This is a genomic window from Pseudomonas sp. CAU 1711 (assembly GCF_039888625.1).
In the GTDB taxonomy this organism is placed as follows: domain Bacteria; phylum Pseudomonadota; class Gammaproteobacteria; order Pseudomonadales; family Pseudomonadaceae; genus Aquipseudomonas.
Window position 1 is genome coordinate 229,588 of sequence record NZ_JBDQQT010000002.1, and the last position, 22,082, is coordinate 251,669.

Sequence of the window (22,082 nt, forward strand, 5' to 3'; positions counted from 1 at the left end):
AGTACCCCGCCACTCAAACAGCGGGGCATGACAGCAGAATGACGAATGTGAACGAGTACATGTTCTAGTTTTTATAAATTACCGTTCATCTGAACCGGTACAGTGCAAGCCGCACCACAGGGATGCAGAAACTCATCTGCTGGCTATTTACCAGCATTTGGTCGATAGTGTCAAAAACACAGACAAAGGTTGTAGCACTATTCCGTTTTGTCAAAATAACATCGCACATTAGAACAATAATGACGCGACCCTCGGGGAGGGGGTCGCCGCAGACCTCAACCGAGAAACTGTCCCGCGCGCCATAACGGCACGTTTGATGCAGCCTTGCACCTGCATCCCGATGACATGACTCGCACAAGGAGCTCGTCAGGTATGGATACCTCATCGCATCGCCACGCCTCCGTCCCGGCCCTCTCCCTGCGCCCCGTCAGGAACACCCTCCCATCCTTCGCCCCCGAGAGGACAACCCCATGAGTGCGCCCATCAACCACATCGTCTTCATCATCATGGACAGCTGCCGCTACGACTCCTGCGTGGCAGCCAGCACGCCGAACATCGAACGCGTCGGCCAGGTGGAGAAGCGCTACTCCTATGCCTCCTGGACGGCGCCCTCGCACTACGCCTTCACCATGGGCATGCTGCCGCACAGCACGCCGCGCGAGGTGTATGCCTCGGAGGTGTACAAGGAGGAATTCGTCCAGTGGGTGCAGCGCACCGGCATCGCCGATGTGTCGTTCCGCGACTTCATTCCCGAGCTGTCGCTGCCCAAGGTGCTCGGCCAACTGGGCTACCGCACCGTGGCCCGGGTGTCGATGCCGGTGCTCAACCAGCAGACCGCGATCAACCAGCACTTCGACGACTACAAGCTGATGGGCAACCACAACGACTTCGCCGGCATGGTCGAGGAGATGACCTTCCCCGAGGACGAACCGCACTACTACTTCCTCAACCTGGGCGAGACCCACTACCCCTACATGCTCAAGGACGAGAACCTGCCACGCATTTCCGGCGTGCACGGGGTGTTCAAGAGCCTGGGCGGCGAGGCCCAGCACAACGCGGCGGACAGCGACGCGTTCTTCGATATGGCGCAGATGGAGGCGCTGCGCCAGCAGCAGATTCGCTGCGTGGAGTACGTCGACGGGCTGATCGGCAAGCTGATGGAGAAGGCACCGGAAAACACCTGGTTCATCATCACCGCCGACCATGGCGAGCTGTTCGGCGAAGACGGCTATTTCGGCCATGGCCCGATCATGCACGAGAAGTGCTTCGAGGTGCCCTTCGTCGAAGGCTACGCGGACAAGGCTCGATGACCCAGCCGCTGTTCATCCTCGCCCTGCCGCGCTCCTACACCTCGCTGATCGCCGGCATGCTGGGCCAGCATCCGCAGACCTATGGCCTGCCGGAGCTGAACCTGTTCACCGTCGAGCGGCTGATCGAAATGTGGCAGGACGGCAAGGGCAAGACCGCCTTCGTCAGGTTCCAGCGCCACGGCATCCTGCGCGCGGTGGCGGAGATCTTTGCCGGCGAGCAGAGCAGCAACGCCATCACCATGGCCAATCACTGGGTCGCCGCGCGACAGAATCGCAGCGGCATGGAGGTGTTCCGCGAGCTGGCCACCGCCGTGGCGCCGCTGATGGCCATCGACAAGAGCCCCGCCCACGTGGTCAGCCCGATCTACCTGGAGCGGATCTACGCGGCCTATCCAAACGCCTTCTTCATGCACCTGACCCGCCACCCGATCAATCAGGGCAACTCGGTGATGCAGATACAGGAAGGCAACTATGCGCTGTCGGTGAATTCCATCGACTACAGTGGCAACGAGGCGATAGTCGACCCGCAAATCGCCTGGCACGACATCAACCTCAACATCATGGAGCTGCTGGAGAAGGTTCCGCAGAAACAGAAGCTGCACGTGCGCGGCGAGGACGTGATGAGCGACCCGCTGACCGAGCTGGCGCGCATCTGCCGTTGGCTGGGCCTGCGCGACGACATAGAGGCACTGGAGGACATGCTGCATCCGGAGCTGTCGCCCTTCTCCAGAGTCGGCCCGCTCAACGCGCTGTTCGGTAACGATCCCAACTTCCTGCGCAATCCGGTGTTCGAACCGCACATACCCAAGCAACCGTCGCTGCGCGCACCCCTGCCCTGGCGCCCGGACGGCGCCGCCCTGCGTCCGGAGGTCCAGCATATGGCGCTGGAGTTCGGCTACACCCACTGAGCGACCTGTCATGCCAACCCGCCCCCGTATCGGCAACATCAGCAATCCCAGCTCGCTGGACGAACTGCCCGAGCTGCCACCGCATCTGCAGATACTGCGCGACGACTTGCAGAAGCGGGTGCAGGCTCGGCGGGTACGCCACTACCTGGACCGGGAACTTTCCCACCTCAGCGGCAATCGAGAGATAGCCGCCAGCGTGCGCCTACTGTTCGACGGCCAGGGGCGCCCCTCGGAAAACCTCAGCCTCAAGGAGATCGTGCGCTTCCGGCAGAAGATCGAGACCGACATCCAGTGGATGGAAGCGGTACTGATAGAGCTGCGCAGCGACCTCGGCATAGTCCAGGAACTGGAAGATGCGGCCATGGACGTGGCCAGCATCCAGCAGGCGGAAGAAGATCGTTAAGGAGAACGTCATGCGTCCAACCCTCATGATTGCGCTGGCTCTAAGCCTACTCGCGAGCCGAGCCATGGCCGACGCCGAAGGCCAACTGCAGCGGCTCGAGGTCGGCGGCGAGGAGCGCAGCTACAAGCTGTTCGTTCCCGGCAACGCCACCCCGGCGCCCATGCCGCTGATGATCGTGATGCACGGCGGCCTGGGCAATGCCGACGAAACCGAACGCACCACCGGCATGAACCGGATCGCCGCGGCCAACGGCTTCATGGTCGCCTATCCCAACGGTACCGGCGGCCGACTGATGAAGAACCGCCGCACCTGGAACGCCGGCGACTGCTGTGGCCCGGCGGTGCAGCGCAAGGTCGACGATGTCGCCTTCATTAGCGCCATGCTCGCCGACATCGCCACACGCCATGCCCTGGACCGCAGCCGGGTCTACGCCACCGGCATCTCCAACGGCGCCATGATGGCTTACCGCCTGGCCTGCGAGCTGCCCAGTGAGATCGCCGCCATAGTGCCGGTCTCCGGCACCCTGGCGCTGAACGGTTGCTCCGGAGCGAAGAACATACCCGTGCTGCATATCCACGGCAGCGCCGACAGCAATGTTCCCTACCGCGGCGGCATGGGCGAGAACGCCATCGCCGGCGTAGCCCACCGCTCGGTGCCGGAGACCATGCAGATGCTCGCCAAGGCCCATGGCTGCGGCGCGGGGACCAGCGAGCGAGAGATGCCCGATGGCTCCGAGTTGACCAGCTGGAACTGCCAGAGCAAGGCGCCGCTGCAACTGCGCCTGATTCCCGGGGGCGAGCACGTCTGGCCAGGCGGCGACAGCCGGCGCAACCGCAAGCTGTTCGGCGGTAACTTCTCGGCCAGTCAGGCCGCATGGGATTTCGCCAAGCAGTTCAAGAAGAGCAATTAAGCCGAAGCGTCGGCGACTCCGGCCCCCATCTCGCAGTACTGCCACCACCGCAGCCTCGTCACTGGCGAGGTCTGCACATCCTTGGCCATGCAGTATCAGACCGTGAGGCACCCGAGATGCCCCTGACTCATCTAGAACACCTGGAAGCGGAAAGCATCGACATTTTCCGCGAAGCGGTTGCCGAGGCCGAAAACCCGGTGATGCTCTACTCCATCGGCAAGGACAGCGCGGTGATGCTGCACCTGGCGCGCAAGGCCTTCTTCCCCTCGCGCCCGCCCTTCCCGCTGCTGCATGTGGATACCACCTGGAAATTCCGCGCGATGTACGAGATGCGTGAACGCATGGCGCATGAGTCGGGCATGCAGTTGCTGGTGCACCGCAATCCGGAGGCGCTGAAGCGCGGCATCAACCCCTTCACCCATGGTTCGGCCCTGCACACCGACCAATGGAAGACCCAGGGCCTGAAACAGGCACTGAATGAGCACGGCTTCGACCTGGCCTTCGGCGGCGCCCGCCGCGACGAGGAGAAGTCGCGGGCCAAGGAGCGCGTGTTCTCCTTCCGCAGCGCCCAGCACCGCTGGGAACCCAAGGCCCAGCGTCCGGAGCTGTGGCGCCTGTACAACGCACACAAGCATCGCGGCGAGAGCATTCGCGCCTTCCCCCTGTCGAACTGGACCGAGCTGGACATCTGGCAGTACATCTATCTGGAAAACATCCCGATCGTGCCGCTGTACTTCGCCGAGAAGCGCCCGGTGGTGGAGCGCGACGGCGTGCTGATCATGGTCGACGACGAACGCATGCCGCTGCGCGACGGCGAGCAGCCGGAGCTGAAAAGCGTACGCTTCCGCACCCTGGGCTGCTACCCGCTGACCGGCGCGGTGGAGTCCGAGGCCGACAGCCTGCCGGCGATCATCCGCGAGATGCTCCTGGCCACCACCAGCGAGCGCCAGGGTCGGGTCATCGACCATGACAGCAGCGGCTCCATGGAGAAGAAAAAAGTCGAGGGCTACTTCTGATGAATGCGCATACCCAGCTCATCGAAGAGGACATCGAGCAGTACCTCAAGGCACACCAGCACAAGACCCTGCTGCGCTTCATCACCTGCGGCAGCGTCGACGACGGCAAGAGCACCCTGATCGGCCGCCTGCTCTATGAAGCCAAGGCCCTGCTGGAAGACCAGCTCAGTGCCCTCGAGACGGACTCGAAGAAGCACGGCACCCAGGGCGGCGAGCTGGACTTCGCCCTGCTGGTCGACGGTCTGTCCGCCGAGCGCGAACAGGGCATCACCATCGACGTGGCCTACCGCTTCTTCGCCACCGAGAAGCGCAAGTTCATCGTCGCCGACACCCCGGGGCACGAGCAGTACACGCGCAACATGATCACCGGCGCCTCCACCGCCGACGTCGCGGTAATCCTGGTCGACGCGCGCAGGGGCGTGCTGACCCAGACCCGCCGGCACAGCTATCTGGTATCGCTGATCGGCATCCGCCGGGTGGTGCTGGCGATCAACAAGATGGACATGGCCGGTTACTCGCAGGACGCCTTCGAGCGCATCGACGCCGAGTACCGGGGCTTCGCTGCCAAGCTGGGCATCGAGCAGATCCAGAGCATTCCGCTGTCGGCCCTGCGCGGCGACAACATCACCGAGGCGAGCCGGAACACGCCCTGGTACCGGGGGCCCAGCCTGATGCAGTTCCTCGAGACGGTGGAGCTGGAGCAGGCCCGCGAGGATGCGCCGCTGCGCATGCCGGTGCAGTGGGTGAACCGGCCCAACTTGGACTTCCGCGGCTTCTCCGGGCGCATTCTCGGTGGCAGCGTGCGTCCGGGTGACGCCATCCGCGTGCTGCCCTCGGGTAAGACCAGCCGGGTGGAACGCATCGTCACCCTGAACGGCGATCTGCCGCAGGCGGTCACCGGGCAGTCGGTGACCCTGACCCTGAGCGACGAGATCGATATCAGCCGCGGCGACGTGATCGCCGCGGCCGACGCACCTCCGGCAGTGGCCGACCAGTTCGAGGCCACCCTGGTGTGGATGAGCGAAGAGGCCATGCTGCCGGGGCGGCCCTACCTGATCAAACTGAGCGCCAGCAGCGTCGGCGGCGCCCTCGGCCAGCCCAAGTACCAGATCGACGTCAACAGCCTGGACCAGCTGCCAGCCAAGACCCTGGGGCTGAACGAGATCGGCGTCTGCACCCTGAGCCTGGACCGTGCCACCCCTTTCGACCCCTATGCGGACAACCGCGACATGGGCAGCTTCATCGTCATCGACCGCTTCACCCACCAGACGGTCGGCGCCGGCATGCTGCACTTCGCCCTGCGCCGCTCGCAGAACATCCACTGGCAGGCGCTGGAAGTCGACAAGGCGGCGCGCACCCGCCTGAACGGCCACAAGCCCTGCGTGATCTGGCTGACCGGTCTGTCCGGCGCCGGCAAGTCGACCATCGCCAACCTGCTGGAACGGCGCCTGCATGCCATGGGCGTGCACACCTACCTGCTGGATGGCGACAACGTGCGTCATGGTCTGAACAAGGACCTGGGGTTCACCGCCGCCGACCGGGTGGAGAATATCCGTCGCATCGGCGAGGTGGCCAGGCTGATGGTGGATGCCGGCCTGATGGTGGTCACCGCGTTCATCTCGCCGTTTCGCTCGGAACGCCAACTGGCCCGCGACCTGGTGGCCGAGGGCGAGTTCATCGAGGTGTTCGTCGACACGCCACTGGCGGAAGTGGAGAAGCGCGACCCCAAGGGCCTGTACAAGAAGGCCAGACGTGGCGAACTGAAGAACTTCACCGGCATCGACTCGCCCTACGAGGCGCCGGAGCAGCCGGAAATCCGCATCGAGACACTCAAGCACAGCGCCGAGGAGGCCGCCGACCTGATAGTCAGCCAGCTGCGCGAGCTGGGGTTGATCGGCTGAGGCGGCCTCACAGCTCGATCATCTCGAAATCGCTCTTGGCGGCACCACAATCCGGGCACAACCAGTCCGCCGGGATGTCCTCCCAGCGGGTGCCCGGCGCGATGCCCTCGTCCGGCCAGCCCAGGGCCTCGTCGTAGACGAAACCACAGATGACGCATTGCCATTTCTTCATAGCGCGCTCCCGCCCCCGTCACTCAGCATAGAAAGTCCGTCGGGCAAGCGCAGCATCCACCCCAGCGAGACGGCCGAACCCGCCCGGAGCGGGGCCGCAGTGGTAATGAAATAACCAGTCGCTATAATTGAACGGGCATAGCCTGGAAAATCAGGCAGTCAAGACCGCCCCAGGCGGCCTCCCACCCATCTGGTGAATATGTGACGAAAGACGAACTGCGCGCCGAACTGGAGCGCCAGGCGCAACGTTACAAGGAAGTTTATGGCGGCGAAGTGATCACCTACGCCGCGCAACCGGACCCCGAGCGCAAGCCCTGGCGCAAGCGTCCCAGCCTGCTGGATCAGGCGTTCCAGCAGGAACTGCAGAAGATCGAGCAGGACCGCGAGGCAGAGTGAGCCTCTGGGCTCAGCGCCGCTTGCCGCCGCCCAACAGCGAACCCAGCAACCCACGCACCAGCTGCCGACCGATCTGGTTGGCGGCCTGACGCACGGCCGTCTTCATCACCTGGCTGGCCAGGCTGCCGAGCAGTTCGCCGGCCATCTCGCCCAACCCCGCGGAAGCCTTCCCCTGGCCGGCCGGAGCCGTCTCGGCGGGCGCCTGAGCCGCGCGCGCCGTCAGCAGCTCGTAGGCCGACTCGCGATCCACCGGCCTGTCATAGTGCCCGGCCTGTGGCGAGCCACGCAGCAGCGCCGCGCGCTCGGCCTCGCTCAGCGGGCCGATGCGCGACTGCGGCGGGGCGATGGCCACCCGCTGCACCATGGCCGGCGTGCCCTTGTCCTCCAGGGTGGCGACCAGCGCCTCGCCTATGCCCAGCTCGGTGAGCACGCTCAGGCTGTCGAACGCCGGATTCGGGCGGAAGCCGTCGGCCACCGCGCGCAGTGCCTTCTGCTCCCTGGTGGTGAAGGCGCGCAGGCCGTGCTGGATGCGCAGACCGAGCTGGGCCAGCACCTCGTCCGGCAGGTCGCCGGGCGACTGGGTAACGAAGTAGACGCCGACGCCCTTGGAGCGGATCAGCCGTACCACCTGCTGCAGGCGCTCCTGCAGCGCCCTGGGCGTGTCGGCGAAGAGCAGGTGCGCCTCGTCGAAGAACAACGCCAGCACCGGCTTGTCGGCATCGCCGCGCTCGGGCAGTTGCTCGAACAGCTCGGCCAGCAGCCACAGCAGGAAGGTCGCGTAGACCTTGGGCGCCTCATGCACCAGACGACTGGCATCGAGCAGATGGATGCGCCCGCGGCCGTCGCGATCCGGTTGGAGTATGTCTTCCAGCTGCAGCGCCGGCTCGCCGAACAGCGCCTCGGCGCCCTGCTGCTCCAGGGTCGCCAGGCGCCGCAACAGGGCCTGGGCCGAGGCCCCGGCGAACAGCGCGCGGTCCTCGCCGAGCAGCTCGGGATGCTCCCCGAGATGATTGAGCAGGGCCTTGAGGTCTTTCAGGTCGAGCAGCAGCAGACCCTCGCGGTCGGCCACCTGGAAGGCCGCGTAGAGCGCCGCCTGCTGACTGTCGGTCAGCTCCAGCAGGTTGCCCAGCAGCAACGGGCCCATCTCGCTCAGGGTGGTGCGCAGCGGGTGACCGCTCTGGCCGGCCACGTCCCACAGGGTCAGCGGATAGGCCCCGGGCGCATGGTTCAGCCAGGGCATGGAGGCGATGCGCTCGGCCACCTTGCCCTGCGGATTGCCGGCGGCGCCCAGGCCGCAGAGGTCGCCCTTGATATCGGCGGCGAACACCGCCACGCCGGCATCGCTGAACGCCTCGGCCAGGCGCTGCAGAGTCACCGTCTTGCCGGTGCCGGTAGCCCCGGCCACCAGGCCGTGCCTGTTGGCCAGACGCAGGGACTGGGTGACCGGCTGCCCCTGGGGGTCGGCGCCAAGTACGAGACTATTGGTGTGCGGCATCTTGCCATCCCCCAGGCTAAAGCTTTACTGCAATCAGGTCGTTATAGCTGTTGTCACCCAAGAATGCGGGCCACAAGCCCGCTCGAACAAGACTGCTGCCAGACATTAACGGAAGCAAGCGAAGATGCCTCACAATCTGAAGTTCAGCCACAAGATCCTTGCCGCCGCCTCCTTGGTGGTGATCGCGGCCTTCTCCCTGTTCACCCTGTACAACGACTACCTGCAGCGCGACGCCATTCGCTCAGATCTGGAGCACGAACTGGAGAGCCTCGGCCAGGTCACCGCCAGCAATATCCAGAACTGGCTGTCCGGACGCATATTGCTGGTCGAGGGTGTGGCCCAGTCGGTCGATAGCGAGACCACGCCCGATTCCCTGGCGAAGACCCTGGAGCGCCGCGTCCTGACCTCCACCTTCGCCTTCACCTACCTGGGCTCGGCCGACGGTAGCTTCACCATGCGCCCCGACGAGGAGATGCCGGCGGACTACGACCCGCGCAGCCGCCCCTGGTACAAGGACGCCATGGCCGCCGGCGGCTCGACTCTCACCGAGCCCTATGTGGATGCCGCCACCGGCAAGCTGATCATCACCATCGCCACGCCGGCCGGCAGTGCCGGCGTGGTCGGCGGCGATCTGAGCCTGGACACCCTGGTGCAGATCATCAACTCGCTGGACTTCGACGGCATCGGCTATGCCTTCCTGGTCAGCGCGGATGGCAAAATTCTGGTTCATCCGGACAAGGACCTGGTGATGAAGACCTTGCGGGAGGTCTATCCGGAGGACACTCCGCAGATCACCAGCGGCATGTCCGAGGCCGAACTGGATGGCGTCGAGCGCATTCTCACCTTCACCCAGGTCAAGGGCCTGCCCTCGGTTAACTGGTACGTCGGCCTGTCCATCGACAAGGACAAGGCCTACGCCACCCTCACCGAGTTCCGCGCTTCGGCCATGGTCGCAACCATCATCGCCGTGGTCATCATCATCTTCCTGCTCGGCATGCTGATCCGCGTGCTGATGCAGCCGCTGCTGGTGATGGGCAAGGCGATGCGCGACATCGCCCAGGGCGAGGGCGACCTGACCAAGCGCCTGGACGTGCAGAGCCGCGACGAGTTCGGCGAAATGGCCATGTCCTTCAACCAGTTCGTCGAGCGTATCCACGGCTCCATCCGCGAGGTGTCCTCGGCCACCCAGCAACTCAACGAGGTGGCCAAACTGGTGGTCAGCGCCTCCAACTCCTCGATGACCAACTCCGACGAGCAGGCCAGCCGCACCAACAGCGTGGCCGCGGCGATCAACGAGCTGGGCGCCGCCGCCCAAGAGATCGCGCGCAACGCCGCCGACGCCTCGCACCAGGCCTCCGATGCCCGGCGCCTGGCAGAGGACGGCGGTCAGGTGCTGCAGAAGACCATCGCCGCGATGAACGAGCTGTCGGAGAAGATCAGCGCCTCCTGCCGCAACATCGAGACGCTCAACAGCAAGACGGTGAACATCGGCCAGATCCTCGAGGTGATCAAGAGCATCTCCGAGCAGACCAACCTGCTGGCGCTCAACGCCGCCATCGAGGCGGCGCGTGCCGGCGAGGCCGGGCGCGGCTTCGCCGTGGTGGCCGACGAGGTGCGCAACCTGGCGCACCGCACCCAGGAGTCGGCCCAGGAAATCCAGAAGATGATCGAGGAGCTGCAGGTCGGCGCCCGCGAGTCGGTCAGCACCATGACCGAGAGCCAGCGCTACAGCGAGCAGAGCGTGGAGATCGCCAACCAGGCCGGCGAGCGCCTGGGCAGCGTGACCCAGCGCATCGGCGAGATCGACGGCATGAACCAGTCGGTGGCCACCGCCACCGAGGAGCAGACCGCCGTGGTCGACTCGCTGAACATGGACATCACCGAGATCAACACCCTCAACCAGGAAGGTGTGGAGAACCTGCAGGCGACGCTGCGCGCCTGTGGCGATCTGGAGCAGCAGGCCGCGCGCCTCAAGCAGCTGGTCGACAGCTTCCGCATCTGAACCCGCACGAGGGCGCCAAGTGGCGCCCTCGTTCGTTACGCCTCCGGCGGCGTAGGCCGCAACCGCTCCCAGAGTTCGGCGGCACCGGGAAACTCGGTGCCGTCGTTCTCGCTCAGCGCGGCGGGATCGTAGCGCCGCACACAGCCCTCGCCGAGGGTGGCCGGCGGCTGAGCAGTGCCGGGCGCGGGCGGTGCTTCGTCGTCAGCCATTGGCCGCATGCCCCGGCTCGTGCTGGGCGAACTCCTTCACCGCCAGCAGCACATCGTGACTGCTGATCTCCCCGAGCAGGCGCCCCTCCTCCACCACCGGCAGATGGCGGTGGCCGCCACGCAGGAAACGCTCGGCCACCTCGATCACGCTGGTATCGGGCGACACCGTCTCCACCTGGGCATTCATGCACGAGCCGACCAGCCCTCCGGTCTGCTCGAAGTAGGCCCCGGAAAGGATGCCACGCAGGCAGTCGGCCTCGGCCAGCAGGCCGATCAGCCGCCCCTGGTCGTCGACCACCGGCGCCGCGGAGAGGCGGTGTTCGAGCAGCAGGCCGATGGCCCGGTAGAGATCGGTATCGGCCTTGAAAGTCACCAGGTGCGTGGTCATGTAGTCGCGCACCTTGATCGATCTGAGCATGTCGTCCTCCTACCGCGCGCGACGGTCAGTCGAACACCACCGTCTTGTTGTCGTGAACCAGTACGCGGTCTTCCAAGTGATAGCGCAGGCCGCGGGCGAGCGCCATCTTCTCGACGTCCTTGCCCAGGCGCACCATGTCCTCGACGCTGTCGCGGTGGCTCACGCGCACCACGTCCTGCTCGATGATCGGGCCGGCGTCCAGCTCCTCGGTGACGTAGTGGCAGGTCGCGCCGATCAGCTTGACCCCGCGCAGCGAGGCCTGGTGATAGGGCTTGGCGCCGACGAAGGAAGGCAGGAAGCTGTGGTGGATGTTGATCACCCGCCCGGCGTACTCCTGGCACAGCTGCGGCGGCAGAATCTGCATGTAACGCGCCAGTACCACCGCGTCGGCCCGGTATTCACCGACCAGCCGTGCCACCTCGGCGAAGGCCTGGCTCTTGTCCTGCGGGTCGACCGGCACATGGTGGAAGGGAATGTCGTGCCACTCGACCATGCTGCGCAGGTCGTCGTGGTTGGAGATCACGCAGGGGATCTCGCAGTCCAGCTCGTCGCTGTGCCAGCGGTGCAGCAGGTCGGCCAGGCAGTGCGATTCGCGGCTGGCCATCAGCACCACGCGCTTGCGCTGCGCCGAGTCGGTGATGCGCCAGTCCATGGAGAACTCGCGCGCGATGGGGGCGAAGGCCTGACGAAAACCTTCCAGTTCGAACGGCAGCGAATCGGCACGAATCTCATGGCGCATGAAGAACCAGCCGCTCTGCTCGTCGGAATGGTGGCTGGCCTCGGTGATCCAACCATTGTAGGTAGCCAGGAAGCTGCTGACCTTGGCGACAATGCCAACGCGGTCCGGGCAGGCGATCACCAGGCGGAAAGTGCGCATCGGGGAAACTCCAGAAACTTCGCGGGGGGCCATTCTAGCCAGGGCGGGGAAAAACTTCAGTAATGCCGCAGCCGCGCCCCTGTGCCACAACTTGCGCAGAGCAAGTTGCAAGGCACTGTCTTTAAGTTGCCAAGGGCCAGCCCCATGAACAACTCCGCCACACAGCAGGCAAGTTGGGCGTATGCCTCGACATCCGCCGCATTTATCTTCTGCAAAACTTTTCCGCGTTATTTACTTGCTCAGATGTTCTGCCTATTATTCACTCACTTCATAACTGCAACTGGTCCTACAAGGTAGAACAGCATGTCCCTGATCAACGAATATCGCGCCACCGAAGAAGCCATCAAAGAACTGCAAGAGCGCCTGAAGAACCTCTCGCAGGACGACAAACTGAAAAAAGAACTGGAATTCGAAGGCAAGCTGCGCACCCTGATGGGTGAATATCAGAAGTCCCTGCGCGACATCGTTGCCCTGCTCGATCCGGAAGGCTCCAAGGCCGGCAAGGCCGCCCGCGCAGCCAAGCCGGCCAGCGGCAAGCGCGCGCGCAAGGTCAAGCAGTACAAGAACCCGAACACTGGCGAAGTGATCGAAACCAAAGGCGGCAACCACAAGACCCTGAAAGAGTGGAAAGCCAAGTGGGGCGCCGCCACCGTGGAAAGCTGGGCCACCCTGCTGGGCTAACTTCCAGGCAAGACCCGAAGATGCCGGCACTCGCCGGCATCTTTATTTGCGCCAGTTACTCCGCATAGCGCTCGCGCAGATTCAGCGCATACTCCCGCCAGGCCTGCAGCACTTGTCGTTGCTGCGTATCGGCCAATGCCCACTGCTCCTCCATGGCCACCTCGAAACTGTCCAGGGTATTGGGCGCCCCCATGTCCTGGCGGCGCAGGCGCTGTCGGCAGAACTCATGCCAGCGCTGCACTTCCAATTTCGACAGGGTTTCCGGAAAGTTACGCGCACGATAACGAAACAGTAACTCCGGCAGGCGTTCGTCGGCGAAAGCCCAGGTATCGCGTGCCAGTTGCTCGGGCGAGGACTGGCGCACCCGCTCGCACAGGCGGCGGTCGCGCTCGCCGAGAAAGCCGCTATAGAGTTGCTGTTCCGGATCGCTCAACGGGGCGAACTCCTCGCCCGCGAACACCTCGGCAAGCTTGCTCTGCCACTGAGGCAGGCTGTCGCACAGCAGGCCGGCCCGTCGCTCGCACTCGCCCATATCCAGCTGCAGACGCTGCCGGTCCTCCTCGCGCAATGCCTTGAGCGGCGCCAGCACCGGACAGCGGTTGATGTGCACCAGCTTGAGCGGCACCGGCAATTCACCCTCGCCCAGTTCGTCGCGCCTGGTATACAGGCGCCCGCGCAGGGTCTCGCCATCCAGTTCCAGCAGTGGCCGCGGGTCGGCCTGCAGGTCGCAGACAATCAGTGCGTTGCGATTGCTCGGATGCCAGGCCAGCGGCAGCGCCACCGCCAGGTAATGGCGCGCGGCGGAGAAGCGCCCCGAGACATGCAGCAGCGGCTGCAGCAACTGAATCTGCTGCGCCACCCTGGCCTTGCCACGGCCCTGGTAGAGGAAGTCGTACAGCCGCGGCTGCCGTTCGCGCACCAGGCGCGCCAGGGCGATGGTGGCGCGCACGTCGGACAGCGCATCGTGGGCCTGGCCATGCTCGATGCCGTTGGCCAGGGTCAGGCGCTCCAGCCTGAGCGAAACCCGCCCCTCCTCGTCCAACGGCCACTCGATGCCGTCCGGGCGCAAGGCATAGGCCGCGCGCAGCAGGTCGATCAGGTCCCAGCGGCTGTTGCCGCCCTGCCACTCGCGGGCATAGGGGTCATAGAAGTTGCGATAGAGACCGTAGCGCGTCACCTCGTCGTCGAAGCGCAGGCTGTTGTAGCCGGCGCCGCAGGTACCCGGCCGGGCCAGCTCGGCATGCACCCGGGCCATGAACTCGGCCTCGCCCAGGCCCTGCTCCGTCACCACCTGCGGGTGAATGCCGGTGATCCGGCAGGCCGCCGGGTGCGGCAGTATGTCGTCGGACGGGCGGCAATAGAGGTTTACCGGTGCCTCGATCTCGTTGAGCTGCTCGTCGGTACGGATGCCGGCCACCTGTAGGGGCCGGTCACTGCGCGGGTTGATGCCGGTGGTCTCGTAGTCGTACCAGAAGATGCTGGCGCTCATGGGTGCTCCCCAGGGAATCGGAGCGGCAGTCTAGCAAAGCATGATCTCGCTCACGCAGCGCGGCGACCCCGCTTGCTGGCAACTGGCCTTACTCGCTAGCATGCTCTGCGGAAATAACACCAACGACCAAGGACTGTCGCCATGCATGAAGTTTCGCTGCAGAACCCCTATTCCGTGCCCTCCAGCGAGCTGCTGGACAAGGCCGCCCCCGGCCAGGCCCTGAGCCTGGCCGAAGCCCTCAACCGCGGTTACAACTTCGCCATCTTCGACCTGCTCGGCGAAGCCTGGCGCAAGACCAAGGGTACCAAAGGCCTGATCTGGGGCGGATTCTTCGCCTATTTCGGTGTCATGATCGGCGCCCAGATCGCGCTCTACCTGATCAGCCTGATACTGGGGCTCGGCGCCTTCGGCCTGGCCTCCCTGGCCGGCGGCGAAGGCGCCATCATGGCCGGCGCCTTCGGTCTTATCCTGCTCGTCCTGTTCACCTCGCTGGTCACCCTGGCCCTCACCTACCCCTTCATCGCCGGCTTCAACATGATCGGCATCCGCCAGGCCGCCGGCCAACCGCTGCGCTTCGCGGAGATCTTCAGCCACTTCAACCGCACCCTGCCGCTGCTGGGCGCCGGCATTCTGATGACCATAGTCACCGCCATCGGCTTCGTGCTGTTCGTGCTGCCTGGCATCTATCTGTCGATCGCCCTGATGCTGACCATTCCGCTGGTGGTCGAGCGCAAGCTGTCGCCCTGGCAGGCCATGATGGTGTCCTGCAAGGCAATCAATCAGCACTGGTTCAAAGTCTTCTTCCTGTTCGTGGCGATGAACATCGTCGTCTGGATCAGCATGCTGCCGCTGGGCATCGGCCTGATCTGGACCCTGCCGATGTTCATCGTGATGATCGGCGTTCTGTACAACCGCATCTTCGGCGTACTGCCGCCGCCGGCCAACTGAGCGTCGTAGTTCCGGGCCGCCACAGGCGGCCCGATTGCCTACCGGCCCTTTGCTGGCTAGCATCTGGCTTTTCCACGCAGTAGACCGATGCCCTCCGCCCAACCGAGCTCCATTGCCCTCGATACCCGCCTGCTGGTGGAAACGCCGGAAGGCATCGACCTGATCCTGCGTCCCGCCGGCCTGCTGCCGCGCGCCCTGGCCTTCGGCCTCGACCTGCTGATCCGCGGCGCCATCCTGCTGGCGGCCTTCATCCTGCTCGGAATACTCGGCCAGTTCGGCGCGGGCCTGGGCACCCTGCTCTACTTCCTGGTCAACTGGTGGTACCCGGTGCTGTTCGAGGTGCTCTACCAGGGCCGCACACCGGGCAAGAAGGCGATGGGCCTGCGCGTGGTGCATGACGACGGCACGCCGGTGGGCTGGGCCGCCTCGCTGACCCGCAACCTGCTGCGCACCGTGGACATGCTGCCGTTCGCCTACTGCATCGGCGCGCTCAGCTGCCTCAGCCATTCGCGCTTCAAGCGCCTCGGCGACCTGGCCGCCGGTACCCTGGTGGTCTACCGCGACGAGGAGCTCAAGCGCCCGCAGCCCCCCGAAGCGGAGGCCGAACGCGCGCCCTTCCCGCTCAGCCTCGCCGAGCAGCGCGCCATCCTCGACTTTGCCGAGCGCGGCGCCAGCCTGTCCGGCGCGCGCCGCACCGAGCTGGCGGGCATCCTCGCCGAGCCGCTGCAGAGCCTGCCGGAACAGGCCGAGGCACGCCTGCACGGCATCGCCCGCGGCCTGCTGGGGTCGGCATGAAGCAGCACCTGTTCGAGCAGCGCCACAACGCCGACTGGCTGAGTCTCGACAAGCGCCTGCAGGCCCTGGAGCAAGGCAAGGCCGAGCAGCAGGACTGCGAGCGCTTCGCCGCCGACTATCGCCGCCTGTGCCAGCACCTGGCCCTGGCCGAGGAGCGCGGCTACAGCAGCCACCTGATCGACCAGCTGCAACGCCTGGCCATGCGCGGCCACCAGCAGTTCTATCGTCATCGCAGCCATCTGGGCGCGCAGATCATCCGCTTCGTCATCGCCGGCTTCCCCCGCCTGGTGCGCCGCGAATGGCGCGCCGTGCTGGTTGCCAGCCTACTTTTCTTCGGCAGCCTGATCGGCATGGGCCTGCTCACCTGGCTGTTTCCGGAGATGATCTACAGTCTGATGCCCACCGAGCAGGTACGGCAGATGGAGTCGATGTACGATCCGGACGCCCGGCGCATCGGCCGCTTCGCCGAGCGCGACTCCGGCGACGACTGGATGATGTTCGGCTTCTACATCATGAACAACATCGGCATCGCCTTTCAGACCTTCGCCAGCGGCCTGCTGCTGGGCCTCGGCAGCCTGTTCTTCCTGTTCTACAACGGCCTGGTGATCGGCGCGGTCGCCGGCCACCTGACGCGCATCGGCTACAGCGAGACCTTCTGGTCCTTCGTCATCGGCCACGGCGCCTTCGAACTCACCGCCATCGCCTTCGCCGGCGCCGCCGGGCTCAAGCTCGGCTGGGCCCTGCTCGCCCCCGGCCGCCTGAGCCGCGGCGAGGCCCTGCGCCAGGCCGCCGCCCAGGCGATCCAGCTGGTCGCGGGGGTCATACTGTTCCTGCTGATCGCCGCCTTCATCGAGGCCTACTGGTCGTCCATGACCTTCGCCAGCGCGCACCTCAAGTACGGAGTCGGCGCCGGCCTGTGGCTGCTGGTGCTGGCCTATTTCCTGTTCGCCGGACGCGACCGCCATGCGCCTGACTGACGCCAGCGTGGCCATCCGCCCGCGCACCGCCTGGGAGGCCATCGACCTCGGCGTGCTCCTCGCCCGCCGCCACCTGGGCCTGCTGATGGCCAGCTGGGCGCTGGTCACCCTGCCGCTGTTCGCCCTGCTCTCGGCCCTGCTCTGGCAGTACCCGGGCATCGCCGTGCTGCTGTTCTGGTGGCTCAAGCCGCTGTGGGAGCGCCTGCCGCTGCACATCCTCTCGCGCGCCCTGTTCGGCGCCACGCCGACGCTCAGGGAAGCGCTCGCCGCCCTGCCGCGCCTGCTCCGACCACAGCTTATCGCCAGCTTGACCTGGCGCCGCCTGAGCCCGACTCGCAGCTTCGACCTGCCGGTGCTGCAGCTCGAAGGCCTGGGCGGCGAGGCGCGCGGCAAGCGCCTGGTGGTGCTCGGCCAGCGCCACGCCGGCAGCGCCGCCTGGCTGACCATCCTCGGCCTGCACCTGGAGATGCTCCTGTGGGCCGGCCTGGCCACCCTGCTCTGGCTGCTGGTACCGCAGCAGGTGGAGCTCGACTGGGATTGGCAACGCTTGATCGAAGGCGCTGGCGAGTGGCTGTGGCTGGAGCACCTGTCCAACGCCCTCTATGCCCTGGTGCTGGTGTTCTGGGAACCGATCTACGTGGCCTGCGGCTTCACCCTCTACCTCAATCGACGCACCGACCTGGAAGCCTGGGACGTCGAGCTGACCTTCCGCCGCCTGCGCCAGCGCCTGACCGGCAGCGCCTATGCCCTGCTCCTGGCCTTTGGCCTGCTGGCGCTGATGCCGGTCCAGGACGCGCTGGCAGAGCCATCCGGCGCCGCCTGCCCGCTGCCTTTCGACGATCCCATGGGGCCGGAGAGCGCGCGCCTGCTCAATCAGCCGCTGAGCAGCCAGGAGGCCCGGCAGGCGATCGCCAAGCTGCTCGACGCGCCGCCCTTCGAGAACCGCGAGACCATCACCAAATGGCGCTTCGGCGAGGAGAAGAAGCCGGAGGAGCCGAGCGAGGAGGAGATCGAAGACTTCGCCGAACTGCTGGAGAAACTATTCAAGCTGGGCGAGTACTGGGGCAAGCTGGATATGGTGGCGCTGGTATTCGAGGCGCTGCTGTGGGCCGCCCTGGCCCTGCTGATCGCCCTGCTGCTGTGGCGTTATCGCGAGTGGCTGGGCACCTTCGTCGGCCGTCTGGGCCTGCCGCAGCTCAAGACGCGGGAGATGCCGACCCAGCTGTTCGGCCTCGAAGTCGCTCCGGAGAGCCTGCCCGACGACGTCGCCGGCGCGGCCGAACGGCTCTGGGCCGAACACCCGCGCGAGGCCCTGGGCCTGCTCTACCGCGCCCTGCTCAGCCGCCTGCTGCACGACTTCCGCCTGCCGCTCAAGGGCTCGCACACCGAGGGCGAAGTACTGCGCCTGGTCGCGGGGCTGCAGCAGCAGGAGCTCGAGCGCTTCAGCCAGGCCCTGACCCGTCACTGGCAAAACCTCGCCTACGGCCATCGCCTGCCGCCGGAAACGCTCAAACACGGCCTCTGCGAAGCCTGGCGGCGCCTATTCCAGCAGGGGGCGCAAGCATGAACCGGCCGCTGAAGCTCGCCCTCGGCGGCCTGTTTCTCGCCCTCCTGCTATGGCTCGGCCTGCAGGCCCTGCAACGCCTGCAGCCCTACGAGCAGACCATCAAGCACGGCCCCTCTCCCGAGGCGCGGGCCAACGACTACCTGGCCGCGGAGCTGTTCCTGCGCGGGCAGAAGCTCGCGGTCAAACGCGCCGATGGCCTGGACACCCTCAAGGACCTGCCGTCCAGTGGACAGACCCTGCTGCTGCTGGCGCCGCGCCACAACATGACCCCGCGCCAGGCGCGCCAGGTACTGGAGTGGACGGCCAAGGGCGGCCATCTGCTGTTCGTCGCCGAGGAGATCTGGGACGAAGAGGAAGGGCGCAGCGGCGACCTGCTGCTGGACGAGCTGGGCATCCAGCAGTTCGAGACCTACGCGCTCGACGACGAGGAAGCCGAAGCCGAAGCCGAAGCCGAAGCCGAAGCCGAAGCCGAAGCCGAAGCCGAACAGCAGGCTGAGTCCGCCACGGAGGACGAGCAAGAGGACCGCTATCCGGAGCTGACCAAGATCTACCTGGAGAACGAGGAGGCCCCCGCCTACGTCGACTTCGACACCTCCTACCACCTGCTGGACAGCCAGAACCGCGCCTATGCCTGGGCCAACAGCGGCGATGCCACCCACATGCTGCAGCTGGAGCACGGCCAGGGCCTGGTCACTGTGCTCACCGACGCCTGGCTATGGCGCAACGACAGCATCGCGGAACACGACAACGCCTGGCTGCTCTGGTACCTGACCCAGGACAGCGCGGTCACCCTGATCCACAACGCCGAGCGCGACGACCTGCTGCGCCAGCTGCTCGAACACTACCCCGCCGCCCTCGGCGCGCTGGCCCTGCTGATCGTCCTGCTGCTCTGGCACGTCGGCCTGCGCCATGGCCCGCTGCAGGAGCAGGCGACGCCTGCCCGACGCCAACTCGAGGAGCACCTGCGCGCCGGCGCCGACTTCCTGCTGCGCCGCGCCGGCCAGCGCCACCTGCTGAACAACCTGCAGCGCGATATCCTGCGCCGCGCCCGCCATCGCCACCCCGGCTTCGAGCGCCTGGCGGTGGCCGAGCAGTGGCAGGTGCTCGGCCGCCTCACCCGCCTGCCCAGCGCAGCCATAGGCGCGGCCATGCGCCCGCCACCGGCCCAGCGCCTCTCCGCCGCCGACTTCACCCGTCAGGTCGCCAACCTGCAAAATCTCAGGAACTCCCTATGAGCGAACAGATCCCGCAGCAACCCAGCACCAGCCCCGAGGCACCTGTGGCCGCGGCCGCGGTGAACCCTGCCGTTCAGCAGCGCCAGCGCGCCAGCCAGATGCTGCAGGCCCTGCGCCTGGAGCTGCAGAAGGCCGTGGTCGGCCAGCAGCAGGTGATAGACGATCTGCTCACCGCCCTGATCGCCGGCGGCCACGTGCTGGTCGAGGGCGTGCCCGGCCTGGGCAAGACCCTGCTGGTGCGCGCCCTGGCCAAGTGCTTCGGCGGCGAGTTCGCGCGCATCCAGTTCACCCCGGACCTGATGCCCAGCGACGTCACCGGCCACGCCGTCTACGACCTGCAGTCCGAGCAGTTCAAGCTGCGCAAGGGCCCGGTGTTCACCCATCTGCTGCTGGCCGACGAGATCAACCGCGCCCCGGCCAAGACCCAGGCCGCCCTGCTGGAAGTGATGCAGGAGCGCCAGGTCACCCTCGAGGGCCGCGCCCTGGCCGTGCCGCAGCCGTTCCTGGTGCTGGCCACGCAGAACCCCATCGAGCAGGAGGGCACCTACCCGCTGCCCGAGGCCGAGCTCGACCGCTTCATGCTCAAGTTGCGCATGGACTATCCGCAGGCCGACGAGGAGCTGACCCTGGTGCGCCAGGTGACCCGCTCACCCAGGGCCGACATGCTCGAAGTGGCGCCGCTGCGCACCCTGCTGCAGGCCAAGGACGTGCTGGCCCTGCAGAAGATCGCCAGCGACCTGGCCGTCGACGACCAGGTGCTCGACTACGCCGTGCGCCTGGTGCGCGCCACCCGCAGCTGGCCGGGCCTGGCCATGGGCGCCGGACCGCGCGCCTCGATCGCCCTGGTGCGCGGCGCCCGCGCCCGCGCCCTGCTGCGCGGCGGCGACTTCGTGGTGCCGGACGATATCAAGGGCTGCGCCCTGGCCGTGCTGCGCCACCGCGTGCGCCTGGCTCCCGAACTGGACATCGAGGGACTGTCGGTGGACCAGGTGCTGCAACAGCTGCTCGACCAGGTTCCGGCGCCGCGCCTGTGATAACTCCGTCGCGCCTGCTCCTGGGCCTGCTCGGCGGCCTGCTGGTCCTGGCCATCGCGCTGGGCAGCCTGCCGCTGCTCGGCGTGCGCCTGCCGCAGACCCTCGCGCCGCTGTGGTGGGGCCTGCTGCTGGCGCTGGCCCTGCTCGCAATCCTCGACGCCCTGTGGCTGGGCCGCCTGCCCACGCCCCGCCTGACTCGCCAGCTGCCCGGCAACCTGCCGCTGGGGCGCTGGAGCGAGGTGCGCCTGACCCTGCACCACGACTTCCGCCAGCCGCTGCGCGTGCAGCTGTTCGATCACCTGCCCGCGCACATGGACTTCGAGTTCCTGCCGCAGCAGGCGGAACTGCGCCCGGGCGAGCTGACCGACTGCGGCTATCGGGTACGCCCGCTCAAGCGCGGCCACTTCCATATCCCGCGCTGCGAGCTGCTGCTGCCCAGCCCGCTGCGTCTGTGGCGCGGCCGCCGCTTCATCGAGGAGGCCGGCGAGACCCGCGTCTACCCGGACTTCGCCCGCCTCTACGGCGCCCAGCTGATGGCGGTGGACGACTGGCTCAGCCAACTCGGCGTGCGCCAGCGCCAGCGCCGCGGCCTAGGCCTGGAGTTCCACCAGCTGCGCGAGTTCCGCGACGGCGACACCCTGCGCCAGATCGACTGGAAGGCCACCGCGCGCAAGCGCACGCCCATCGCCCGCGAATACCAGGACGAGCGCGACCAGCAGATCGTCTTCCTGATCGACTGCGGCCGGCGCATGCGCAGTCAGGACGACGAACTGGCGCATTTCGACCATGCCCTCAACGCCTGCCTGCTACTGGGCTACGTGGCCCTGCGCCAGGGCGACGCGGTGGGCCTGGCGACCTTTGCCGGCGACCAGGACCAGTATGTGGCGCCGGCCAAGGGCCAGGCCCATATCGGCACCCTGCTCAACGCCGTGTATGCCTTGAGCAGCACCCGCCGCCCGGCCGACTACGCGGCGGCAATCAATGCCCTGCTCGCCCGCCAGCGCCGCCGCGCCCTGGTGGTGCTGGTGACCAACCTGCGCGACGAGGACGACGAGGAGCTGCTCGGCGCGGTCAAGCGCCTGAGCCGTCAGCACCGGGTACTGATCGCCAGCCTGCGCGAGGAGGTGCTGGACCGCCTGCGCCATACCCAGGTGCAGGACTACGAGCAGGCCCTGGCCTACTGCGGCACGGTCGACTACCTGAACGCCCGCGCCGAACTGCACGAGCGCCTGCTGGCCAACGGCGTGCCGGTGCTGGACAGCCGCCCGCGGGAGCTGGGCCCCGAACTGGTCAGCCGCTACCTGGCCTGGAAGAAGGCGGGCGTGCTCTAGAAGCAGCGG

The 22,082-nt window shown here is 66.6% G+C and carries 22 protein-coding genes; 16 read left to right on the forward strand and 6 right to left on the reverse strand.

The genetic code is table 11. The features are described 5' to 3' along the window. Nucleotides 1-470: 470 nt before the first annotated feature. The 6 genes from AAFN46_RS03135 (at nt 471) to cysN (ending at nt 6,448) form a co-directional block, all read left to right on the forward strand. On the forward strand, nt 471-1,310 hold the full coding sequence (locus AAFN46_RS03135) for a sulfatase-like hydrolase/transferase (protein ID WP_347807236.1): 840 nt from the start codon (nt 471-473) through the stop codon (nt 1,308-1,310). Further along, nucleotides 1,307-2,218, forward strand: coding sequence for a sulfotransferase (locus AAFN46_RS03140; protein ID WP_347807237.1), 912 nt, complete (start codon nt 1,307-1,309; stop codon nt 2,216-2,218). Before AAFN46_RS03135 ends, AAFN46_RS03140 begins: the two co-directional genes overlap by 4 nt. A gap of 10 nt (nt 2,219-2,228) precedes the next feature. Further along, nucleotides 2,229-2,621 carry a hypothetical protein gene (locus AAFN46_RS03145; RefSeq protein ID WP_347807238.1) on the forward strand — a complete coding sequence of 131 codons (393 nt, stop codon included), beginning with the start codon at nt 2,229-2,231 and terminating at the stop codon, nt 2,619-2,621. A 64-nt stretch (nt 2,622-2,685) separates the two neighbouring features. Further along, nucleotides 2,686-3,531 carry a PHB depolymerase family esterase gene (locus tag AAFN46_RS03150; protein ID WP_347807239.1) on the forward strand — a complete coding sequence of 282 codons (846 nt, stop codon included), beginning with the start codon at nt 2,686-2,688 and terminating at the stop codon, nt 3,529-3,531. A gap of 116 nt (nt 3,532-3,647) precedes the next feature. Beyond that, nucleotides 3,648-4,547 (forward strand): sulfate adenylyltransferase subunit CysD, encoded by a 900-nt coding sequence (gene cysD, locus AAFN46_RS03155; RefSeq protein WP_347807240.1) that lies wholly within the window; start codon nt 3,648-3,650, stop codon nt 4,545-4,547. Beyond that, a complete protein-coding gene (cysN, locus tag AAFN46_RS03160) occupies nt 4,547-6,448 on the forward strand; it encodes a sulfate adenylyltransferase subunit CysN (RefSeq protein ID WP_347807241.1) in 1,902 nt (633 codons plus the stop codon). The genes cysD and cysN overlap by 1 nt, the downstream gene beginning before the upstream one ends. 7 nt (nt 6,449-6,455) lie before the next feature. On the opposite strand, the gene AAFN46_RS03165 is transcribed toward cysN, so the two are convergent. Then, on the reverse strand, nt 6,456-6,620 hold the full coding sequence (locus tag AAFN46_RS03165; RefSeq protein WP_347807242.1) for a rubredoxin: 165 nt from the start codon (nt 6,618-6,620) through the stop codon (nt 6,456-6,458). A 200-nt stretch (nt 6,621-6,820) separates the two neighbouring features. Between AAFN46_RS03165 and AAFN46_RS03170 the strand changes: the two genes are divergently transcribed. Continuing rightward, nucleotides 6,821-7,015, forward strand: a complete 195-nt coding sequence (locus AAFN46_RS03170) for a hypothetical protein (RefSeq protein WP_347807243.1) — start codon at nt 6,821-6,823, stop codon at nt 7,013-7,015. Between the two features lie 10 nt (nt 7,016-7,025). On the opposite strand, the gene AAFN46_RS03175 is transcribed toward AAFN46_RS03170, so the two are convergent. After that, nucleotides 7,026-8,510, reverse strand: coding sequence for a helicase HerA-like domain-containing protein (locus tag AAFN46_RS03175; RefSeq protein WP_347807244.1), 1,485 nt, complete (start codon nt 8,508-8,510; stop codon nt 7,026-7,028). 124 nt (nt 8,511-8,634) lie between these two features. Between AAFN46_RS03175 and AAFN46_RS03180 the strand changes: the two genes are divergently transcribed. Further along, the gene (locus tag AAFN46_RS03180) at nt 8,635-10,512 is read left to right on the forward strand and encodes a methyl-accepting chemotaxis protein (protein WP_347807245.1); all 1,878 of its coding nucleotides are present in this window, start codon (nt 8,635-8,637) and stop codon (nt 10,510-10,512) included. Between the two features lie 35 nt (nt 10,513-10,547). Here AAFN46_RS03180 and AAFN46_RS03185 read toward each other — a convergent pair whose 3' ends face one another. The 3 genes from AAFN46_RS03185 to purU are packed head-to-tail and all read right to left on the reverse strand — an operon-like array spanning nt 10,548 to nt 12,016. Beyond that, nucleotides 10,548-10,721 (reverse strand): hypothetical protein, encoded by a 174-nt coding sequence (locus tag AAFN46_RS03185; protein WP_347807246.1) that lies wholly within the window; start codon nt 10,719-10,721, stop codon nt 10,548-10,550. Then, nucleotides 10,714-11,139 carry a CBS domain-containing protein gene (locus tag AAFN46_RS03190; protein WP_347807247.1) on the reverse strand — a complete coding sequence of 142 codons (426 nt, stop codon included), beginning with the start codon at nt 11,137-11,139 and terminating at the stop codon, nt 10,714-10,716. The genes AAFN46_RS03185 and AAFN46_RS03190 overlap by 8 nt, the downstream gene beginning before the upstream one ends. Nucleotides 11,140-11,164: 25 nt before the next feature. Further along, complete coding sequence (gene purU, locus AAFN46_RS03195; RefSeq protein ID WP_347807248.1) at nt 11,165-12,016, reverse strand: formyltetrahydrofolate deformylase; 852 nt, start codon at nt 12,014-12,016, stop codon at nt 11,165-11,167. Nucleotides 12,017-12,319: 303 nt separating this feature from the next. Between purU and mvaT the strand changes: the two genes are divergently transcribed. Then, on the forward strand, nt 12,320-12,697 hold the full coding sequence (gene mvaT / locus AAFN46_RS03200; RefSeq protein ID WP_347807249.1) for a histone-like nucleoid-structuring protein MvaT: 378 nt from the start codon (nt 12,320-12,322) through the stop codon (nt 12,695-12,697). 55 nt (nt 12,698-12,752) lie between these two features. On the opposite strand, the gene sbcB is transcribed toward mvaT, so the two are convergent. Next, nucleotides 12,753-14,186 carry an exodeoxyribonuclease I gene (gene sbcB / locus AAFN46_RS03205; protein WP_347807250.1) on the reverse strand — a complete coding sequence of 478 codons (1,434 nt, stop codon included), beginning with the start codon at nt 14,184-14,186 and terminating at the stop codon, nt 12,753-12,755. A gap of 141 nt (nt 14,187-14,327) precedes the next feature. On the opposite strand from sbcB, the gene AAFN46_RS03210 reads away from it, so the two are divergent. The 7 genes from AAFN46_RS03210 (at nt 14,328) to AAFN46_RS03240 (ending at nt 22,073) form a co-directional block, all read left to right on the forward strand. Further along, nucleotides 14,328-15,134 carry a hypothetical protein gene (locus AAFN46_RS03210; RefSeq protein WP_347807251.1) on the forward strand — a complete coding sequence of 269 codons (807 nt, stop codon included), beginning with the start codon at nt 14,328-14,330 and terminating at the stop codon, nt 15,132-15,134. Nucleotides 15,135-15,221: 87 nt separating this feature from the next. Continuing rightward, a complete protein-coding gene (locus AAFN46_RS03215; protein WP_347807252.1) occupies nt 15,222-15,929 on the forward strand; it encodes an RDD family protein in 708 nt (235 codons plus the stop codon). Next, the gene (locus AAFN46_RS03220) at nt 15,926-16,906 is read left to right on the forward strand and encodes a stage II sporulation protein M (RefSeq protein ID WP_347807253.1); all 981 of its coding nucleotides are present in this window, start codon (nt 15,926-15,928) and stop codon (nt 16,904-16,906) included. The genes AAFN46_RS03215 and AAFN46_RS03220 overlap by 4 nt, the downstream gene beginning before the upstream one ends. Beyond that, nucleotides 16,893-18,473: a DUF4129 domain-containing protein gene (locus AAFN46_RS03225; RefSeq protein ID WP_347807254.1), complete on the forward strand. Its 1,581-nt coding sequence runs from the start codon at nt 16,893-16,895 to the stop codon at nt 18,471-18,473. The genes AAFN46_RS03220 and AAFN46_RS03225 overlap by 14 nt, the downstream gene beginning before the upstream one ends. Next, on the forward strand, nt 18,470-19,708 hold the full coding sequence (locus AAFN46_RS03230; RefSeq protein ID WP_347807255.1) for a DUF4350 domain-containing protein: 1,239 nt from the start codon (nt 18,470-18,472) through the stop codon (nt 19,706-19,708). The genes AAFN46_RS03225 and AAFN46_RS03230 overlap by 4 nt, the downstream gene beginning before the upstream one ends. Then, on the forward strand, nt 19,705-20,742 hold the full coding sequence (locus AAFN46_RS03235; protein WP_347807256.1) for a MoxR family ATPase: 1,038 nt from the start codon (nt 19,705-19,707) through the stop codon (nt 20,740-20,742). Before AAFN46_RS03230 ends, AAFN46_RS03235 begins: the two co-directional genes overlap by 4 nt. Next, nucleotides 20,742-22,073, forward strand: a complete 1,332-nt coding sequence (locus AAFN46_RS03240; protein ID WP_347807352.1) for a DUF58 domain-containing protein — start codon at nt 20,742-20,744, stop codon at nt 22,071-22,073. The genes AAFN46_RS03235 and AAFN46_RS03240 overlap by 1 nt, the downstream gene beginning before the upstream one ends. Nucleotides 22,074-22,082 lie beyond the last annotated feature (9 nt).

Bases quoted from the DNA above. Each gene is read 5' to 3' on its own strand.
- AAFN46_RS03135 (WP_347807236.1), top strand. From the start codon at position 471: ATGAGTGCGCCCATCAACCACATCGTCTTCATCATCATGGACAGCTGC.
- AAFN46_RS03190 (WP_347807247.1), bottom strand. From the start codon at position 11,139: ATGCTCAGATCGATCAAGGTGCGCGACTACATGACCACGCACCTGGTG.
- AAFN46_RS03165 (WP_347807242.1), bottom strand. From the start codon at position 6,620: ATGAAGAAATGGCAATGCGTCATCTGTGGTTTCGTCTACGACGAGGCC.
- AAFN46_RS03140 (WP_347807237.1), top strand. From the start codon at position 1,307: ATGACCCAGCCGCTGTTCATCCTCGCCCTGCCGCGCTCCTACACCTCG.
- AAFN46_RS03185 (WP_347807246.1), bottom strand. From the start codon at position 10,721: ATGGCTGACGACGAAGCACCGCCCGCGCCCGGCACTGCTCAGCCGCCG.
- cysN (WP_347807241.1), top strand. From the start codon at position 4,547: ATGAATGCGCATACCCAGCTCATCGAAGAGGACATCGAGCAGTACCTC.
- AAFN46_RS03230 (WP_347807255.1), top strand. From the start codon at position 18,470: ATGAACCGGCCGCTGAAGCTCGCCCTCGGCGGCCTGTTTCTCGCCCTC.
- mvaT (WP_347807249.1), top strand. From the start codon at position 12,320: ATGTCCCTGATCAACGAATATCGCGCCACCGAAGAAGCCATCAAAGAA.
- sbcB (WP_347807250.1), bottom strand. From the start codon at position 14,186: ATGAGCGCCAGCATCTTCTGGTACGACTACGAGACCACCGGCATCAAC.
- AAFN46_RS03235 (WP_347807256.1), top strand. From the start codon at position 19,705: ATGAGCGAACAGATCCCGCAGCAACCCAGCACCAGCCCCGAGGCACCT.
- AAFN46_RS03180 (WP_347807245.1), top strand. From the start codon at position 8,635: ATGCCTCACAATCTGAAGTTCAGCCACAAGATCCTTGCCGCCGCCTCC.
- AAFN46_RS03145 (WP_347807238.1), top strand. From the start codon at position 2,229: ATGCCAACCCGCCCCCGTATCGGCAACATCAGCAATCCCAGCTCGCTG.
- AAFN46_RS03210 (WP_347807251.1), top strand. From the start codon at position 14,328: ATGCATGAAGTTTCGCTGCAGAACCCCTATTCCGTGCCCTCCAGCGAG.
- AAFN46_RS03150 (WP_347807239.1), top strand. From the start codon at position 2,686: ATGGCCGACGCCGAAGGCCAACTGCAGCGGCTCGAGGTCGGCGGCGAG.
- AAFN46_RS03220 (WP_347807253.1), top strand. From the start codon at position 15,926: ATGAAGCAGCACCTGTTCGAGCAGCGCCACAACGCCGACTGGCTGAGT.
- purU (WP_347807248.1), bottom strand. From the start codon at position 12,016: ATGCGCACTTTCCGCCTGGTGATCGCCTGCCCGGACCGCGTTGGCATT.
- AAFN46_RS03175 (WP_347807244.1), bottom strand. From the start codon at position 8,510: ATGCCGCACACCAATAGTCTCGTACTTGGCGCCGACCCCCAGGGGCAG.
- cysD (WP_347807240.1), top strand. From the start codon at position 3,648: ATGCCCCTGACTCATCTAGAACACCTGGAAGCGGAAAGCATCGACATT.
- AAFN46_RS03215 (WP_347807252.1), top strand. From the start codon at position 15,222: ATGCCCTCCGCCCAACCGAGCTCCATTGCCCTCGATACCCGCCTGCTG.
- AAFN46_RS03225 (WP_347807254.1), top strand. From the start codon at position 16,893: ATGCGCCTGACTGACGCCAGCGTGGCCATCCGCCCGCGCACCGCCTGG.